Annotated in this window: 9 protein-coding genes, 1 tRNA gene and 2 pseudogenes; 9 read left to right on the forward strand and 3 right to left on the reverse strand. The window is 71.5% G+C overall.

The window, feature by feature from the left end:
- The first annotated feature begins 111 nt into the window (after positions 1-111).
- The 5 genes from topA to LHJ74_RS08395 all read left to right on the forward strand — a co-directional run bounded on the left by topA (position 112) and on the right by LHJ74_RS08395 (position 9,589).
- Positions 112-2,985, forward strand: a complete 2,874-nt coding sequence (gene topA, locus LHJ74_RS08375; protein WP_260217055.1) for a type I DNA topoisomerase — start codon at positions 112-114, stop codon at positions 2,983-2,985.
- A 138-nt stretch (positions 2,986-3,123) separates the two neighbouring features.
- The gene (gene tmk, locus LHJ74_RS08380) at positions 3,124-6,333 is read left to right on the forward strand and encodes a dTMP kinase (protein ID WP_260217056.1); all 3,210 of its coding nucleotides are present in this window, start codon (positions 3,124-3,126) and stop codon (positions 6,331-6,333) included.
- 170 nt (positions 6,334-6,503) lie between these two features.
- Positions 6,504-7,700: a DNA polymerase III subunit delta' gene (locus LHJ74_RS08385; RefSeq protein ID WP_260217067.1), complete on the forward strand. Its 1,197-nt coding sequence runs from the start codon at positions 6,504-6,506 to the stop codon at positions 7,698-7,700.
- 112 nt (positions 7,701-7,812) lie between these two features.
- Positions 7,813-9,420, forward strand: a complete 1,608-nt coding sequence (locus LHJ74_RS08390; RefSeq protein ID WP_260217069.1) for an alpha/beta hydrolase — start codon at positions 7,813-7,815, stop codon at positions 9,418-9,420.
- Between the two features lie 95 nt (positions 9,421-9,515).
- Positions 9,516-9,589: transfer RNA gene (locus tag LHJ74_RS08395), tRNA-Thr, on the forward strand.
- A gap of 145 nt (positions 9,590-9,734) precedes the next feature.
- Here LHJ74_RS08395 and LHJ74_RS34140 read toward each other — a convergent pair.
- Positions 9,735-9,891: pseudogene (locus tag LHJ74_RS34140) on the reverse strand (DUF6745 domain-containing protein); the annotation flags it as partial.
- Positions 9,892-10,297: 406 nt separating this feature from the next.
- Here LHJ74_RS34140 and LHJ74_RS08405 point away from each other — a divergent pair.
- Positions 10,298-11,087 (forward strand): annotated as a pseudogene (locus tag LHJ74_RS08405) (STM4013/SEN3800 family hydrolase).
- A 192-nt stretch (positions 11,088-11,279) separates the two neighbouring features.
- On the opposite strand, the gene LHJ74_RS08410 reads toward LHJ74_RS08405, so the two are convergent.
- The gene (locus LHJ74_RS08410) at positions 11,280-12,785 is read right to left on the reverse strand and encodes an FAD/NAD(P)-binding protein (RefSeq protein WP_260217071.1); all 1,506 of its coding nucleotides are present in this window, start codon (positions 12,783-12,785) and stop codon (positions 11,280-11,282) included.
- A gap of 209 nt (positions 12,786-12,994) precedes the next feature.
- Here LHJ74_RS08410 and LHJ74_RS08415 point away from each other — a divergent pair, with 209 nt between their 5' ends.
- Positions 12,995-14,125 (forward strand): helix-turn-helix transcriptional regulator, encoded by a 1,131-nt coding sequence (locus tag LHJ74_RS08415; RefSeq protein ID WP_260217074.1) that lies wholly within the window; start codon positions 12,995-12,997, stop codon positions 14,123-14,125.
- A 51-nt stretch (positions 14,126-14,176) separates the two neighbouring features.
- Here LHJ74_RS08415 and LHJ74_RS08420 read toward each other — a convergent pair whose 3' ends face one another.
- On the reverse strand, positions 14,177-14,668 hold the full coding sequence (locus LHJ74_RS08420; RefSeq protein WP_260217076.1) for an FBP domain-containing protein: 492 nt from the start codon (positions 14,666-14,668) through the stop codon (positions 14,177-14,179).
- A gap of 70 nt (positions 14,669-14,738) precedes the next feature.
- On the opposite strand from LHJ74_RS08420, the gene LHJ74_RS08425 reads away from it, so the two are divergent.
- Together LHJ74_RS08425 and LHJ74_RS08430 are read left to right on the forward strand one after the other, a co-directional pair.
- The gene (locus LHJ74_RS08425; protein WP_260217078.1) at positions 14,739-15,308 is read left to right on the forward strand and encodes a TetR/AcrR family transcriptional regulator; all 570 of its coding nucleotides are present in this window, start codon (positions 14,739-14,741) and stop codon (positions 15,306-15,308) included.
- A gap of 32 nt (positions 15,309-15,340) precedes the next feature.
- On the forward strand, positions 15,341-16,543 hold the full coding sequence (locus LHJ74_RS08430; RefSeq protein ID WP_375546691.1) for an SGNH/GDSL hydrolase family protein: 1,203 nt from the start codon (positions 15,341-15,343) through the stop codon (positions 16,541-16,543).
- Positions 16,544-16,879: the final 336 nt, after the last annotated feature.

Genomic DNA, 16,879 nt, shown 5'->3' on the forward strand with positions numbered 1-16,879 from the left:
GTTGTCGGGTTACCGTTCGAGGCGTTGCGGAGTTTTCCCGTTTGACATGAGGGCGGGAGGTACCGTCACACTCCGCAGCGAAACCGATGCCGACCGGAGAGAAGAGCGAAGTTGTCCCCGACCAGCGAGACCGCGAACGGCGGGCGCCGACTCGTGATCGTAGAGTCGCCCGCCAAGGCCAAGACGATCAAGGGCTATCTCGGCCCTGGGTATGTTGTCGAGGCCAGCGTCGGGCATATCCGCGATCTCCCCAACGGTGCCGCCGAAGTGCCGGCCAAGTACAAGGGCGAGTCCTGGGCCCGCCTCGGCGTGAATGTCGACCACGACTTCGAGCCGCTCTATGTCGTCAACAGCGACAAGAAGGACCAGGTCAAGAAGCTCAAGGCGCTGCTGGCCGAATCCGACGAACTCCTTCTCGCCACGGATGAGGACCGGGAGGGCGAGGCCATCGCCTGGCATCTCCGCGAGGTGCTCAAGCCCAAGGTCCCGGTCCGCCGGATGGTCTTCCACGAGATCACCAAGGACGCCATCCGCGAGGCGGTCAACAATCCGCGCGACCTCGACCAGAAGCTCGTCGACGCGCAGGAGACCCGCCGCATCCTGGACCGCCTCTACGGCTACGAGGTCTCACCGGTCCTGTGGAAGAAGGTCATGCCGAAGCTCTCGGCGGGCCGTGTCCAGTCCGTGGCCACCCGGCTCGTCGTCGAGCGGGAGCGCGAGCGGATGGCGTTCCGCACCGCCGAGTACTGGGACCTGACCGGCACTTTTGCGACCGGCGCTGCTCAGGGAAGCCGGGAGGGCTCCGACCCTGGCACCTTCGGGGCACGACTGTCCGCCGTCGACGGCCGCCGCGTCGCCCAGGGCCGGGATTTCGGTTCCGACGGGCAGCTCAAGAGCGCGAGCGCCACCGCCCAGGTTCTCCAGCTGGACGAGGCCGCGGCCCGCGAGCTGGCCGCCGGGCTCGCCGACGCCTCCTTCACGGTCCGCTCGGTCGAGTCGAAGCCGTACCGCCGCTCCCCGTACGCACCGTTCCGTACGACCACCCTGCAGCAGGAGGCGAGCCGCAAGCTCGGCTTCGGCGCGAAGGTGACCATGCAGGTGGCACAGAAGCTGTACGAAAACGGCTTCATCACTTATATGCGTACGGACTCCACGACGCTCTCGGACACCGCGATCAACGCGGCCCGCGCCCAGGTCACCCAGCTCTACGGGGCCGACTACCTGCCTACGAGGCCGCGGACTTACACCACCAAGGTCAAGAACGCGCAGGAGGCGCACGAGGCGATCCGCCCGTCCGGCGACCGCTTCCGCACCCCCGCCGAGACCGGGCTCACCGGTGAGCGCTTCAAGCTCTACGAGCTGATCTGGAAGCGGACCGTCGCCTCGCAGATGAAGGACGCGACGGGCCAGTCGGTCACCGTCAAGGCCGGCGGGCGCAGCGTGGACGGCCGGGACGCGGAGTTCAGCACCACCGGCAAGATCATCAGCTTCCACGGCTTCCTCAAGGCATACGTCGAGGGAGCCGACGACCCCAACGCCGAACTGGACGACCGCGAGCGGCGGCTGCCCCAGGTGACCGAGGGCGACCCGCTGACCGCCGACGAGATCAGCGTCGACGGGCACGCCACCAAGCCTCCGGCCCGCTACACAGAGGCCACCCTGGTGAAGGAGCTGGAGGAGCGGGAGATCGGCCGCCCGTCGACCTACGCCTCGATCATCGGCACGATCCTCGACCGCCGCTACGTCTTCAAGAAGGGCACGGCACTGGTCCCGTCCTTCCTCTCCTTCGCCGTCGTCGGCCTGCTGGAGAAGCATTTCGGGCGGCTCGTCGACTACGACTTCACCGCCAAGATGGAGGACGACCTCGACCAGATCGCCTCCGGGGACGCCGAGTCCGTGCCATGGCTGCGCCGCTTCTACTTCGGCGTCGGCCACCCGGACGACACCGCAGCCGGCTCGCCCGCCGGATCCGCCGCCGACTCCGGCAACGGAGACGGCGACCACCTGGGCGGCCTGAAGGAACTGGTCTCCGACCTCGGCGCGATCGACGCAAAGGGCATCTCCTCGTTCCCCATCGGCGAGGGCATCATGCTCCGCGTCGGCCGCTACGGCCCGTACGTGGAGAAGGCCTCCGAGAACCCGGACGAGCCGGGCCAGCGCGCCGACGTACCGGACGATCTGCCGCCGGACGAGCTGAGCGTCGCCTACGCCGAAGAGCTGCTCGCCAAGCCGAGCGGCGACTTCGAACTGGGCACGGAGCCGGAGACCGGGCGGCAGATCATCGCCAAGGACGGCCGCTACGGGCCGTACGTCACCGAGGTGCTGCCCGAGGGCACGCCGAAGACGGGCAAGAACGCCGTCAAGCCGCGCACCGCCTCACTCTTCAAGTCGATGTCACTCGATTCGGTGACGCTCGAGGACGCGCTGAAGCTGCTGTCGCTGCCGCGCGTGGTCGGTACGGACCCGGAGTCGGGCACCGAGATCACCGCTCAGAACGGACGCTACGGGCCGTACCTGAAGAAGGGGACGGACTCGCGTTCGCTCGAGTCCGAGGAGCAGCTCTTCACCATCACGCTCGACGAGGCGCTGGCGATCTACGCGCAGCCCAAGCAGCGTGGCCGGGCCGCGGCCAAGCCGCCGCTCAAGGAGCTGGGCACCGACCCGGAGAGCGAGCGCCCGGTTGTCGTGAAGGACGGCCGGTTCGGTCCGTACGTCACCGACGGCGAGACGAACGCGACGCTGCGGCGCGACGACGAGGTCGAGACGATCACGCCGGAGCGCGGCTTCGAGCTGCTGGCCGACAAGCGGTTGAAGGCGCCGGTCAAGAAGAAGACGGCGGCGAAGAAGGCTCCCGCGAAGAAGGCTCCGGCCAAGAAGGCGGCAGCCAAGAAGGCTCCCGCGAAGAAGGCACCGGCGAAGAAGGCTCCGGCCAAGAAGGCAACGGCCAAGAAGGCGGCAGCCGAAGGAGAAGCGCCGCCGGAGTAACCAGGAGTCCGCGACTGTGTGTCAGGGCTCTCGCCGGGCGCCCTGCGCGCTCGGCACCCCGCCCTGGTACGGCCACGGCCCCGCCCAATTGTTCGGGCGGGGCCGCTTCGTGTCGGCGGCTCCCTATACGCTGGCAAGATGACGCGTCCAGAGCAGCCAACAGGCGTGGCCCCTGGTGGCCCCGCCGCCGACGACGCACTCGCCGCGGAATCCCGCGAGCGCGCCGTGCGGGCACTCCTGCGCTACGGGCCGCTCCGGCGGCTGTGGAGCGCGCAGTTCACCGGCGGGGTCGGCGACGCACTCGCCGTTCTCGTGCTGCTGCTGCTCGCACTCCAGGCGGCCATCCTCGCTCCGCTGACCGGCAGCGACCCGATCTTCGGCGGTGGCTACCGCGGCATCGCCTTCGCCGTCGCGGCCGTCTTCGGCGCGCGATTGCTGGCGACGTTCCTCTTCGGTGCGCTGCTGCTCGGCCCGCTTTCCTCGCTGACCGCGCCCGGCGGTGCTCTCGATCGCCGCTGGACCATGATCGGCGCCGACGGCTTCCGTGCGGTCGCCCTGGTCATCGCCCCGCTGTGGATCGAGTGGACTCCGGAGAACGCCTTCGCCGTCCTGCTCATCACCGTGTTCGTCACGGGCGTCGCCGAGCGCTTCTGGACGGTGGCGAAGGACGGCGCCGCTCCGGCGCTGCTTCCCGCACCGCCCCCCGAGGGCGCCGCCGTCCGGCCGCTGCCCGACCACCATGACGCCCTGCGGCGCCTGTGGCTCCGCACGGGCTTCGTCGCGGTGCCGGTCGCGGCCGCCGTGCTTGTCGTGGTCTCCCTCGTCAGCAATCTGCTCGGCACCGGCATCGACTGGTTCGACACCCATCAGGCTGCCCTCGCCGCCTATATGGCAGCCGGGCTGTTCGCCGCCTCGCTCTCCATCCTGTACTTCCTGGAACTCCCGGACGCCGAGACGCCGCGCCCCCGCTCCCCGCTGGAGGGCCTGCGCCGTCCCAGCACGGGCGCCGGGCCGGACAAGGGGCGTACGGGCTCCCTCGCGCTCTTCGTACTGGCCTGCGCGGCGGTCGCCGCCGCCATCGCGGCCGCCGTGTCGCTCGCCGCACTGCAGGCCGCCGACCTCGGGGGCGGCCCCGTCAGCTTCGGCCTGCTCGTCCTGGCGCTCACCGGCGGCACGGCAGCGGGCATCCGTCTCGCGCCGCGTACGCTTCCCGGCCTCTCCCGCCGCAGGCTGCTCGCACTGGCGATCGGACTCACCGGCATCGTGCTGCTCGCCGCCGGGCTCACCCCCGACCCGGCGACGGTCCTGGCGCTGGTCTTCGGCTCGGGGCTCGCAGCCGGTGTCTCCGCGCACACCGGGCACACCCTGCTCGACCAGGAGACCGAGGCGTTCCGCGTCCCCCGTACGACCGAGCACCTGCAGGCCGTCGTCCGGCTCTCGATAGCGCTGGCCGCCCTCCTCGCGCCGGTGCTGGCCGGGATCATCGGCCCGCACCGGATGGAGAACGGCGAGTTCGTCTTCGAACACGGCGGCGCCGCCTTCACCCTGATGCTCATCGGCGCGCTGCTGCTCCCCGTGGCGGCACTCCTGCTCGGGCGGGCGGACGACCGCCAGGGTGTCCCGCTCCGGCACGACCTGCGGGACGCATTCGGCGGATCAGCGCCCGCTCAGGGCCCCGCAGCACAAGGCTTCTTCCTCGCGATCGAGGGCGGCGACGGAGCCGGCAAATCGACCCAGGCCGAGGCCGTCGCCCAGTGGATACGGAACAAGGGCCATGAGGTCGTGGTCACCCGCGAGCCGGGTGCGACCCCGATCGGCAAGCGGCTCCGCTCCATCCTGCTGGACGTCTCCTCAGCAGGTCTCTCCGACCGCGCGGAGGCCCTGCTCTACGCCGCCGACCGCGCCGAGCACATCGACTCGGTGGTACGGCCCGCGCTCGAGCGCGGCGCCGTCGTCATCACCGACCGCTATATCGACTCCTCCGTGGCCTACCAGGGCGCGGGCCGTGAGCTGTCGCCCACCGAGGTCGCCCGGATCTCCCGCTGGGCCACGGACGGCCTCGTTCCGCATCTGACGGTGCTGCTCGACATCTCGCCGGAGACGGCGCGTGAGCGCTTCACCGAGGCCCCGGACCGGATGGAGTCCGAATCCGCCACCTTCCACCAGCGGGTGCGCGCCGGATTCCTGGCGCTGGCCGCGGCCGACCCCGCGCGCTATCTCGTGGTGGACGCCGGGCAGGAGGCGGAGTCCGTCACCACCGTCGTACGGCACCGCCTCGACCAGGTGCTGCCGCTCTCCGAGGCCGAGATCAAGGCCCGTGAGGAAGCGCGCAAGGCGGCCGAGGAGGAAGCCCGCCGCCGGGCGGAGGAAGAGGCGGCGCGGAAGGCCGAGGAAGAGCGCCTCGAGCGCGAACGCCAAGAGCAGATCGCCCGGTTGCGCGCCGAGGAGGAGGAGCGCAAGCGCCGCGAGGCCGAGCTCGAACGGCAGCGTGAGGAGGCCCGCCGCGCCGAAGAAGCCCGGCAGCGGGCAGAGGAGGCACGGCTCCGCGCGGAGGAGGAGCGCAAGCGGCGCGAGGCCGAGGAGCAGCGGCACCGGGACGAGCAGGAGCGGCTGCGGCGCCGGGCCGAGGAGGAAGCCCGGCTGCGTGCCGAGGCCAACGAGCGGCGCTTGGAGAAGCAGCGCAAGGCGGAGGAGGCGCTGCTGCGAGCGGAGCGGCTGCGGGCGGCCGATCGGGAGGCCGAGGCCGAAGCCGCTGCGGCGGCGCACGCGGCTGCTCGCGCGGCGGAGGCGAGAGCGGAGTCCGGCACTGGCGCGGAGGCCGACAACGCCTCCACGGCGCAGATCCCCATTATCGGCGGGAGCGAGTGGCCCGCCCGGGACGCGGAGGACGCGCAGAGCACCCAGGAGGTCCCGCACCGGCAGGCTGCCGACGACGCCTCGCAGACCGTCCAGATCCCGCGCGTCGACCCCTCGGCGGGTGCGCGCCCGGACAGCGAGGATGAGACCACCCAGTTCCCGCAGTACGGCGGTGCGAGCTCCGGTGGTGCAGGTTCTGGTGGTGCGGGCTCCGGCCGGGAGGACGAGACGACCGTCATGCCCGCCGTGCAGCCGGAGCAGCCGGGCGAGGCGGAGCGTACCCGTGAGCTGCCGCAGATCCCGGAGGGGGGCGCCCAGGAGGCCGAGGAGTCCGAGGAGTCCGATCGGCCGCAGCGGCGCCGTCCGGAGTGGGCCGAGGAGACCCCTCTCGACGATGTGCCGACCCTCGCCGACGAGCTGCTCGGCCCGCGCGAGGAGCCGGGCGAGCCCTGGCCCGAAGACCGCGGGGAGGACGGGCGCCGCCGCCGCTGACGGACGCGCGGCGCCGGGCTGTCCTCGCGTTGTCGGTGGCGTCGCGCACAATGGTCGCGGTGCGGCAGGCCCCGCGGTTCGTGCAGCACACGAGGGCCTGAGAGGGCATGAGCAGCCGAGCAGAGCAGACCTGAGCAGAACGAGCAGCGGCGGGAGCAGTCGGGAGAGCCATGGCGGTATGGGACGACTTGGTCGGGCAGGACCGGGTGACCGCGCAGCTGACCACGGCGGCCCGTGACGCCGACGCGTACGTCACCGGCGCCGGTCAGGGCGGCGGAGCATCCTCCATGACGCACGCCTGGCTGTTCATCGGCCCGCCCGGCTCCGGCAGATCCACGGCAGCACGTGCCTTCGCCGCCGCACTGCAGTGCGTCAGCCCCGACCGCGCGCTGGGCGGTCAGCCGGGCTGCGGCTTCTGCGACGGCTGCCACACCACCCTGGTGGGTACACATGCCGACGTCGAGTTCGTCCGTACGGATCTGCTCACCATCGGCGTCAAGGAGACCCGGGAGCTGGTGCGCAGGGCGCAGCTGTCGCCGGCGGGAGGGCGCTGGCAGGTCATCGTCATCGAGGACGCCGACCGGCTCACCGAGGGCGCGGGAAACGTCCTGCTCAAGGCCGTGGAGGAGCCCGCACCCCGTACGGTCTGGCTGCTGTGCGCACCCTCCACGGAGGATGTGCTGCCCACGATCCGCTCCCGCTGCCGCACGCTTGGGCTGCGGACTCCGCCGGTCCAGGCGGTAGCGGAGACGCTCATCCGGCGGGACGGCGTCGAGCCGGAGACGGCGGCGGTCGCCGCCCGCGCCACCCAGGGGCACATCGGGCGCGCCAGGCGACTCGCCACCGACGAGCGGGCGCGGGCCCGCCGGTCCGCCGTGCTGCGGCTGCCCGGGCGGGTGGCCGATGTCGGTGAAGCGCTGAAGGCGGCGCAGGAGCTTGTCGACGCCGCCGGGGAGGACGCCAAGCAGGCCGGTGGCGAGCGCGACACCCACGAGACGGAGGCGCTGCGTACCGCACTGGGCGGCGCCGAGGGCAAGCGGATGCCGCGGGGTACGGCGGGAGCGATGAAGGAGCTGGAGGACCGCCAGAAGAGGCGCTCGACGCGGACGCAGCGCGATTCGCTCGATCTCGCTCTCACCGATCTGACGAGCTTCTACCGGGATGTGCTCGCATGGCAGCTGGGGTCGGCGGTCGCGCTGGCCAACGAGGAGGTGCGGCCGGCCGTGGAGCAGCTCGCGGGCGCGTCGCGGCCGGAGCACACGCTGCGGCGCATCGAGGCCATCCTCGACTGCCGCCGGGCGCTGGACCGCAACGTCGCGCCGCTGCTCGCGGTCGAGGCTATGACGATGTCGTTGCGCGCAGGCTGACACCCCGTGCGGATACGCTCCTCGGGACTGCTCCGCACCGCTGCGTCCGTTCGCCCCGTCTGACGCGTCCTGCACACGTCGCACGGTGCCGCACTGCTAGGGATTGGGCTCTATGGACACCAGGCGACTGCTTCGCACCACCTCCACCGTGTTCGTGGCGGCCGTGCTGCTGATGTCCGGCTGCACCTCCGGCGGCGAGGACTCGGACGGATCCGAGCGGGAAAAGGAGGGCAGGACGAAGGAGGCGCCCACCAGCACCCGTTCGCCGGGCGGGGACGCTGAGCCGCTGAAAGCGCTGCCCGCCGAGATCCCGGCCGAGCTCAAGCCGTACTACGGCCAGAAGCTCAAGTGGCGCGAGTGCGGTGTCGTCGGCTTCGAGTGCACCAGCCTCACCGTGCCGCTCGACTACGAGCAGCCGGCGGGCGACGAGGAGCTGAAGCTCGCGGTCTCCCGCAAGAAGGCGGAGGGTGACGGGAAGCGGATCGGTTCGCTGATGGTCAACCCGGGCGGGCCGGGCGGCTCCGCGATCGAGTACCTGCAGCAGGCGGCGGCGATCGGCTTCCCGGGCGAGCTGCGGGAGCGGTACGACCTCGTGGGCATGGACCCCAGGGGTGTGGCCCGCAGTGAACCGATCGAATGCCTGTCCGACCGCGAGATGGACTCGTACACCCGGGTGGACCAGACTCCCGACAGCGGCAAGGAGACCGACAAGCTGGTCGACGCCTACAAGAGCTTCGCCAAGGGCTGCGAGCAGCGCTCCAGCGGCCTGCTCGGCCACGTCTCCACCGTCGAGGCGGCACGCGACATGGACGTGCTGCGGGCGGCGCTCAGCGACGACAAGCTCTACTACTACGGGGCGTCGTACGGCACCTACCTCGGAGCCACCTACGCCGGGCTGTACCCCAAGCGCACCGGGCGGCTCGTACTGGACGGCGCGATGGACCCGTCGCTGACCGCGCGCGAGCTGAACGTACAGCAGGCGGGCGGCTTCGACACCGCCTTCAATGCCTTCGCCGAGGACTGTGTGGAACAGTCCGACTGCCCGCTGGGCAACAAGGACCCCAAGGACGCCGCAGCCCGGCTCAGCGCCTTCTTCAAGAAGGTCGACGCCAAGCCGCTGATGACGGGCGGCTCCCGCACGCTGACCGAATCGCAGGCCACCACGGGTGTGATCCAGTCGATGTACGCCGAGGCGCTCTGGCCCCAGCTGCGCGAGGCGCTGGCGGCGGCGATGAAAGGCGACGGGAGCGGCCTGCTCGCCCTGGCGGACTCCTACTACGAGCGGGAACCAGACGGCTCGTACGGCAACATCATGTTCGCCAACCCGGCCGTGAACTGCCTCGACCTGCCTGCGGCCTTCTCCGGCCCCGAAGAGGTGGAGAAGGCGGTACCCGAATTCGAGAAGGCCTCCTCCGTCTTCGGCCGCGGATTTGCCTGGGCCTCCCTGAACTGCGCCTACTGGCAGCAGGACCCCACCGGCGAGCCGCACCGCATCACCGCCGACGCAGCCGCCCCGATGATCGTGGTCGGCACCACCCGCGACCCGGCCACGCCCTACATCTGGGCCCAGGGCCTCGCGGGCCAGCTGTCCACGGCGAGGCTCCTCACCTTCGAGGGCGACGGGCACACGGCCTTCATGGGCAACGAGTGCATCGACTCCACGATCACCAGCTACCTGCTGGACGGCAAGGCCCCCAAGGACGGCAAACGCTGCTCCTGACCCACCCCACCGCCGCCGACCCCGGGCGGCGCCGACCACCCCCGAGAGCTGTGTAAACTGGTCCCGCTGCGCCCGCCAGTCGGCGCACGCGGCAAGCCGCCTTAGCTCAGTCGGCCAGAGCGACGCACTCGTAATGCGTAGGTCGGGGGTTCGACTCCCCCAGGCGGCTCCGTGAAAGCCCCAGGACTCACTCGCCGTGACCTGGGGCTTTTGCCTATTCGGGCGCCGCTGGGCACACCAGAAGGAACGCCGATGAGCAGTACGGCGGCTCGGGGGTGGGTGCCGGTGGTGGCGGGAGCTGGTGCCCCGGTGTCTTATGTCTCGCGGGATGGGGCGTATTCCTCCGGTTGGAGGCCGAAGGTCCAGGCGACGCCCGCCCTGGCGGTCTGGGTGGAGGGTGGGACGCGGAGCCAGTAGGTACGGCTGGTGCCGTCGGGTTCCTGGGGTGGAGTTGATGACCTTCACCACCACTTCATCAGTGAGGCGCTCCAGCAGCGCTTCCGGTATTCCCTGGAGAGCGCCGACGTGACCCTCGACCTCGATCATGACGATGCCGACGAGGGCGGGTGGGACGGCCGCGTCTTTCGTTGCGTGGCCGTCGGCGACGTGCGGCCCGGCCTCACCGGGATGCCGGGCGGCGGCGCGGAGGGCCTGGACACCTACGCCGCCCAGGTCGCCGCCATGCGGGCGGGGGAGGGGACCGCACCACAGGAGAGGAATCACCCTGCGGCCGACCGTGCCACCGCCCGTGTGGCCGGCCGGTCCACCGAGCATGCCACCGAAAATGCCTCCGTTCGTGGTGCCGGGCGCGCCACCGGCCGCTCCGCCGCGTGAGGTCGTCCGGCTCACCAAACCGTTTCCGCACCGGCTGCCTGACATGAACCAGGTCGTCGGCCGGGACGACCTGCTCCTGATCACCCTGGACACCCTCCGCCACGACGTCGCCGCCGGGCGCATCCCGCATCTCGCCCACCATCTCCCCGGCGGCCTCTGGGAGACGCGCCACGCGCCCGGAAACTTCACCTTCGCTTCCCACCAGGCGATGTTCGCTGGGTTCCTGCCCACCCCGGCCGCTCCCGGCCCGCACCCCCGGCTGTTCGCCGGGCGCTTCGCGGGCAGCGAGACGACCGCCGGCCGCACCTGGGTGTTCGACACCCCGGACCTGGTCTCCGGACTCGCCGCGGCCGGATACCGCACGGTGTGCATCGGCGGTGTCAGCTTCTTCAACAAGCAGGGGGCGCTCGGCAGCGTGCTCCCCGGCATGTTCCAGGAGAGCCACTGGCAGCCCGCGTTCGGCGTCACCTCGCCCACCTCCGTCGAAGCGCAGGCCGTGCACGCCGAACGGATCGTCGCCCGACTGCCCAACGAGCAGCGCCTCTTCCTCTTCGTCAACGCGTCCGCGCTGCATCAGCCCAACTGGTTCCATCTGTACGGCGCCTCCCGCGAGGCCGGAGACACCCGTGCCACCCACGCCGCCGCCCTGGAGTACATCGACCGGCACATCGGGCGCCTCTTCACTGCGATGAGGTCCCGCCGCCGCTGCTTCGTCATCGTCTGCTCCGACCACGGCACCGCATACGGCGAGGACGGCTACACCGGCCACGGCCTCGGCCACGAGGCGGTGGCCGGTGCCGTACGCCCACTTCTTCCTGGAGCCGCCCGCATGAACGCCTCAGCCGCGAACCCGGCACGTCGACTGTTTCCCCCCGGGCCCCCGCATACCGTTCTGCGAGGTCCGCTCTGGCTTTCTGCAACCTCTTCACCCGGAGCGTGCCCCCGACGGGCTCACCGGCCGCTACCTCGACGCGTGGGAACGCCAGGCCAGGATGACGGCGTGGCCTGCTGAGGCGGGGTCCAGGTCAGGTGGCCCGTGCTGCGTCCGGCGCGGTGACGATCGCCTGGGCTGCCCGGCTGGCTTGGGCGGCTATGCCCAGGATGCTGGAGGTGATGAACGGGCCGCCACCGGCGAGGTCTCCGACTACGTGCAGCCGCGGGTCGGCCGGGAGGAGACCACCGGAGGGGTGGAGGTCGGCCGCCCCGTCGGACAGCAGGGCCGTGGCCAGCTGTCCGGCCGCGCGAGGAATCGCGCGCGGCGGCGGATTCATGGCGTTGACGACGACATCCGGAGTGCGTTCGCCGTCGTCGCCTTGCACCCGGAACTGCCCGTTCGCCGCTTCGATCTTGCGCACGCCTGGGGCGAGGACGAGTTGCCCGGAGTCCAGCAGCCGCATCATGACCGCGGCGTTCACCGGGACCATCGGTGAAGCGACGCTGGTCGCCAGGCGGAAGTGGCGCCGCAGCCGCAGGCGGTCGGGCTCGGGCAGCAGCCGCCACGCGTACGGGCCCACGGCGTGCGCGGTCTCCTGGAGGACCCGGCGGCCGATCCTGGAGTCGTCGACAGCGGCCAGCTGGGCACGCAGACGCCGGGCGGGGTCTTCGGTCTCGGTCGCCAGCAGTTCGGCCACGAAGCCGTCGAAGTCCTCTCCTGCCTCCGCCAGTTCGGCGCGGAGCAGGCCGATGAGGTCCTCAAGGGTGACGACGCCGTGCTTCCGGTGCAGCGCCCCGACCCGTTCGGCGGTCACCTGCTGCGGCCGGTGGCCGACCGGCCGCTGCCAGACGTGGGGCAGTACGCCGCTGCGGGACAGCAGAGTGATCTGACCGGTGTGCCCGCGTGCGGCGAGTGACACGACGACGTCGACCGCGGTCAGGCCGCTCCCGATGACCGCGACGTCGCTGCCGGGCGGGACCTGGCCGAGCGTGCGTGCCAGCGGGTAGGGGTCGCCCACGAAGCCGGGGGTTCCGTCGAGACCGTAGGGGTCCTGGGGTGTTCCTCCGCCCACGCACAGGGCCACGTGGTCGGCGTCGTGCGCACGCCCGTCCTCGGTCTGGAGCGACAGGCGGTCCCCGGACCGGGCCGCCCCGGTGACGCGCTGGGTGACGACCCGCACCCGCCAGCCGCCTGCGCGCAGGGTGGCCATGGCCGCCTCGGCAGTGTGCTCCAGGTACTCGCCGTAGAGGGCGCGCGGGACCAGTGGCTGTCCCAGCGCCGGGTCGAGATGGGCGGCGCCTCGAGTGCCCAGCCATGCCTCGTAGTGCCCGAAGTCCTGGTAACGGATCGACATGATGGCGGGTGGAGCGTTGACCAGCACCGTGTCCAGATCCGGGCCGTACGGGCGGCCTCGCCAAAGATGCGGCGAGGGCTCGAACACCGTGATGCTGCCAGAGGTGCCAGAGGTGCCAGAGGTGCCAGGGGTGCCAGGGGTGCCAGTGGTGCCAGGGCCGCCGGGATTGCCTGCGGTGGTGGCCGCCAGCGCGTCCAGCAGGCCGACCGCGGCAGCGCCCGCTCCCACGATTGCGATTTCCATGTTCTTCCTCCGCGTGCTGGGGCCTGTGCCCGAGGTCGCCCGCCGCGAACACCGCACGGGGCTGGGTCTCTTCGAGCCTCGCCGCTGCCGGAGCCGGGCCCCATCCCCCGCGAGCGGTGACCGGCTGGGAGCGGCCCCCTCAAACGGGGGATTGGCGCAGGCGGAGAGATCCGGCAGGCTGGGGGCATCCGGACCACAGGAGGCCATCCATGCCCGACGCGCGCGGCCACGCCCAGGTGCTGTCAGGTGCGGAGCGGGCCACCGACGCTCTCGACCTCTTCAGCCGTACGTCCGCCAAGCTGGGCCGGCTCGTCCCGTTCGACTCGGCCGTGTGGGCGGCCACCGACCCGGAGACCGGTCTCATCACCGCGCCGATGCTGGTGGAGAACATGGGCTCCGGCGCAGGCTGCGCCGACTACTGGGAAAGCGAACTCCTGGAGGAGAACGTCGTCCCGTTCCGGGACCTCGCCCGCGCCGCCGTCCCGGCGGCCGGCCTGCGCGCGGCCACCGGCGATCTCCCCGGGCGCAGTTCGCGCTTCCGCAGGCTGCTGGAGAGTCAGGGTGTGGACGACGAGCTACGGGCCGTGCTGCGGGTCGGCGACCGGCCGTGGGCCGTGGTGAGCCTGTTCCGCAGGGGTGGTGGAGCGGCGTTCGGCCCGGCCGAGACCTCGCTGCTCGCCGGTCTGTCCGGTCCGCTGGCCGCATGCCTGCGCCGGTTCGCCCGCCCGTCGGCATCCGGCGGCAGAATCGACGCGCCGGCGCCCGGACTTGTGCTGTTCGACCCTTCCGGGGAGCCGACATCGATCAACGAGGAGGCGCGGCAGCACCTCTCAAGGCTCCCTGACGGCCCCTCCATCCCCTCGCAGTTGGGCCTGAGGCTGCCGATCTGGGTGGTCGCCACGGCGTTGCAGGCGCGGGCGATCGCCCGGGGCCGCGACCGGGGCGGCGCGAGGGTGCGTATCCGCACGGTCGACGGTCACTGGCTGACCTGCCATGCCTCCTGCCTCAGCGGCCCCGCCGGGCGGCCCGGTCCGGTGGCGCTCGTCATCGAGCCGGCGGCCGCCGCCGATCTGGCGGCCCTCATCGCCGAGGCCTACGGTCTGACGCCGCGTGAGTTGGAGATCACTCAGCTCATCACGCGCGGGCTGCCCACCACGGAGATCGCCGCAGAGTTGTTCATCTCCCCGCACACCGTGCGCGACCATCTCAAGGCCGTGTTCGGCAAGGTGGAGGTGTCCAGCCGGGGCGAACTCGTGGCGCGGCTGTTCGCCGAGCACAATGCACGCCCCGCGAGCGCCGTGGCCGCCGTTCGCCGAAGGGCCGAGCAAGTGCCTGCCTGATGTGCCCCGTTCCGGCCTACGCCGGTCCCGCGGCCTCCGTCGGTCACGCGGTCATGTGATCACGTTGGTGACGAACGCGGCGACGTTCGTCACCGTCCGGTGGATCTTCTCGTCCAGTGTCATCGCTTCGGGGAGCCGTCCGCCGGCGCCCGCGTCCTTCCTGCCGCGGACGTACAGCGAGCAGGAGAGGTCACCGCAGAGGTAGATGCCCACCGAGTTGCCCTGCTGCCCGGCCTTTCCCGCCTTCGGCGCGACCATCAGGGAGACGCCCCCGGTGTGGGTGGTGAGGCATACCGAGCACATGCCGCGCCGCGGCTGCCAGGGGGCGGGGCTGGGGCAGCGCAGTGCGAGTGCCTTCGGGCGGCCGTCCAGTTCGGTGACGAGGTAGGCGCGCTCGCGGGCCTGGGGGTCTCGCCAGCCGAGAAAGTCCAGGTCGTCCCAGGGCCGCTCGGCCAGGTCGCGGGGGATGGACAGTCGCTTGGCCTGGCCCTTTGTGCAGTTCACGAAGGCGGCACGGATCTCTTGCTCGCTCAGGGGTTTCATAAAAGCCAGGCTAATTTGCCTAAAGATGTTAGGCAAATGCATAATAGCTACACTGAACGGAAGGAGGGGTATGGCACGCGCAGGGCTGACCACGAACCGCCTGACCCGGGCAGGAGCGGAGCTGGCCGACGAGGTCGGCTTCGACGGGGTGACCGTCTCGGCGCTCGCCCGACGGTTCGACGTCAAGGTCGCGAGTCTCTACTCGCACGTGAAGAACTCCCAGGACCTCAGAACCAGGATCGCCCTGCTCGCCCTGGAGGAACTCGCCGACCGGGGCGCCGCCGCCCTGGCAGGGCGGGCCGGGAAGGACGCGCTGGCCGCCTTCGCGAACGTCTACCGCGACTACGCCCGCGAGCATCCCGGCCGCTACGCCGCGGCCCAGTTGCGCCTCGACCCGGAGGCGGCGGCCGCCAGCGCCGGCAGCAGGCACGCACAGATGACGCGAGCGATCCTGCGCGGATACGACCTGACGGAGCCGGACCAGACGCACGCGGTCCGGCTGCTGGGCAGCGTCTTCCACGGCTACGTCAGCCTGGAGGCGGGCGGAGCGTTCAGCCACAGCACACCCGGTACGCAGGAATCCTGGGAACGGACGCTGGACGCCCTCGACGCCCTGCTGCGGAACTGGCCCGCGACCTGAGCAGCATCCCGCAGGCGCAGGCAGGGGGAGACATGAGACAGGTTGAGGTAATGCACACCAAGGACAACTGGGTCACCACGCCCGTCACCGCCGGCCTCCTGCGCGGCGCTCTCGACGTGGAGCACACCGAGCACGGGGTGCTGCCGCACCGGCTGCCCGCCAGGGCGCGCGCCCAGTGCGCCGACGCGCAACTGGCCATGGCAGAGAGCCAGCCGTCCGGCGTACGGCTGGTGTTCCGCAGCCGGGCCACCGCCGTCGAGTTGGACGCGCTGCCCACCAGGCGGGTCTACGCGGGTGCCCCGCCTCGCCCGGAAGGCGTGTACGACTTGTTCGTCGACGGCCGTCTGGCCTGTCAGGCCACTGGGACGGGCGGCAACACCCTGGTCATCGACATGGCCGCCGGGACGACCGAGACGCGGCCCGGCGCCGTCGGCACCGTCCGGTTCACCGGCCTGCCCGACCGCGTCAAGGACATCGAGATCTGGCTGCCGCAGGGCGAGACCACCGAACTCGCCCTCCTGCGCACCGACGCCGCCATCGAGCCCGCACCGGAGGGGGACCGCCGGGTGTGGCTGCATCACGGCAGCTCGATCAGCCACGGCTCCGACGCCGCGAGCCCCAGTAACATCTGGCCCGCCCTGGCAGCCTCTCTCGGCGGCGTGGAGCTGATCAACCTGGGCCTGGGCGGCAGCGCCCTGCTCGATCCGTTCACCGCCCGCGCCCTGCGCGACACCCCCGCCGACCTGATCAGCGTCAAGATCGGCATCAACCTCGTCAACACCGACCTGATGCGCCTGCGGGCCTTCGGACCGGCGGTGCACGGCTTCCTCGACACGATCCGCGAGGGGCGGCCCAGCACACCGCTGCTGGTCATCTCACCCGTCCTGTGCCCCATCCACGAGGACACGCCCGGCCCCAGTGCCCCGGACCTCAGCAACCTCAGCTCGGGGAAGATCAAGTTTGAGGCCATGGGCGACCCGGCGGAGCGCGCGAGCGGGAAACTGACCCTGGGTGTGATCCGCGAGGAGCTGGCCCGGATCGTGCGGCAGCGGTCGGCCGATGATCCGCATCTGTACTACCTCGACGGCCGCGAGCTCTACGGCGAGGCGGACCACGCCGAGCTGCCTTTGCCCGACCAGCTCCACCCGGACGCCGCCACACACCGCCGCATGGGCGAACGCTTCGCCCGGCTGGCCTTCGCCTCCGGCTGCCCGTTCGCCGCCGAGCGAGGCTGAACCCCGGCCGCCCGCTCTGTCCTCGCGGTGCGCGCGGCCGCGTGGAGGGTTTCGCCAGCGGCGCCGCGATCGCCGGGCAGGTGCTGGCCGCCGCCATCGCCGCGACGATCGCCCTCGTCTGACTCGAGAGGGTGGTGATCGGCGGCGGGGTGCATGCACCGACCCCCGCTGGCGTGGGAGGCCCTGGGGTGCCTCAAGCTCCGCCTTGCAGCCGCACGCACCAGCATCCGCCAGCACCGCCCTCCGGGTAAACGGCGCTACTTCGAGGGCACCCCTTAGCATCGTGGCACGGCACGGTGGGATGCCCTGGACCTGAACTGCACCGGCCGGAGAACC

It is taken from the genome of Streptomyces gossypii (genome assembly GCF_025165795.1).
In the GTDB taxonomy this organism is placed as follows: domain Bacteria; phylum Actinomycetota; class Actinomycetes; order Streptomycetales; family Streptomycetaceae; genus Streptomyces; species Streptomyces gossypii.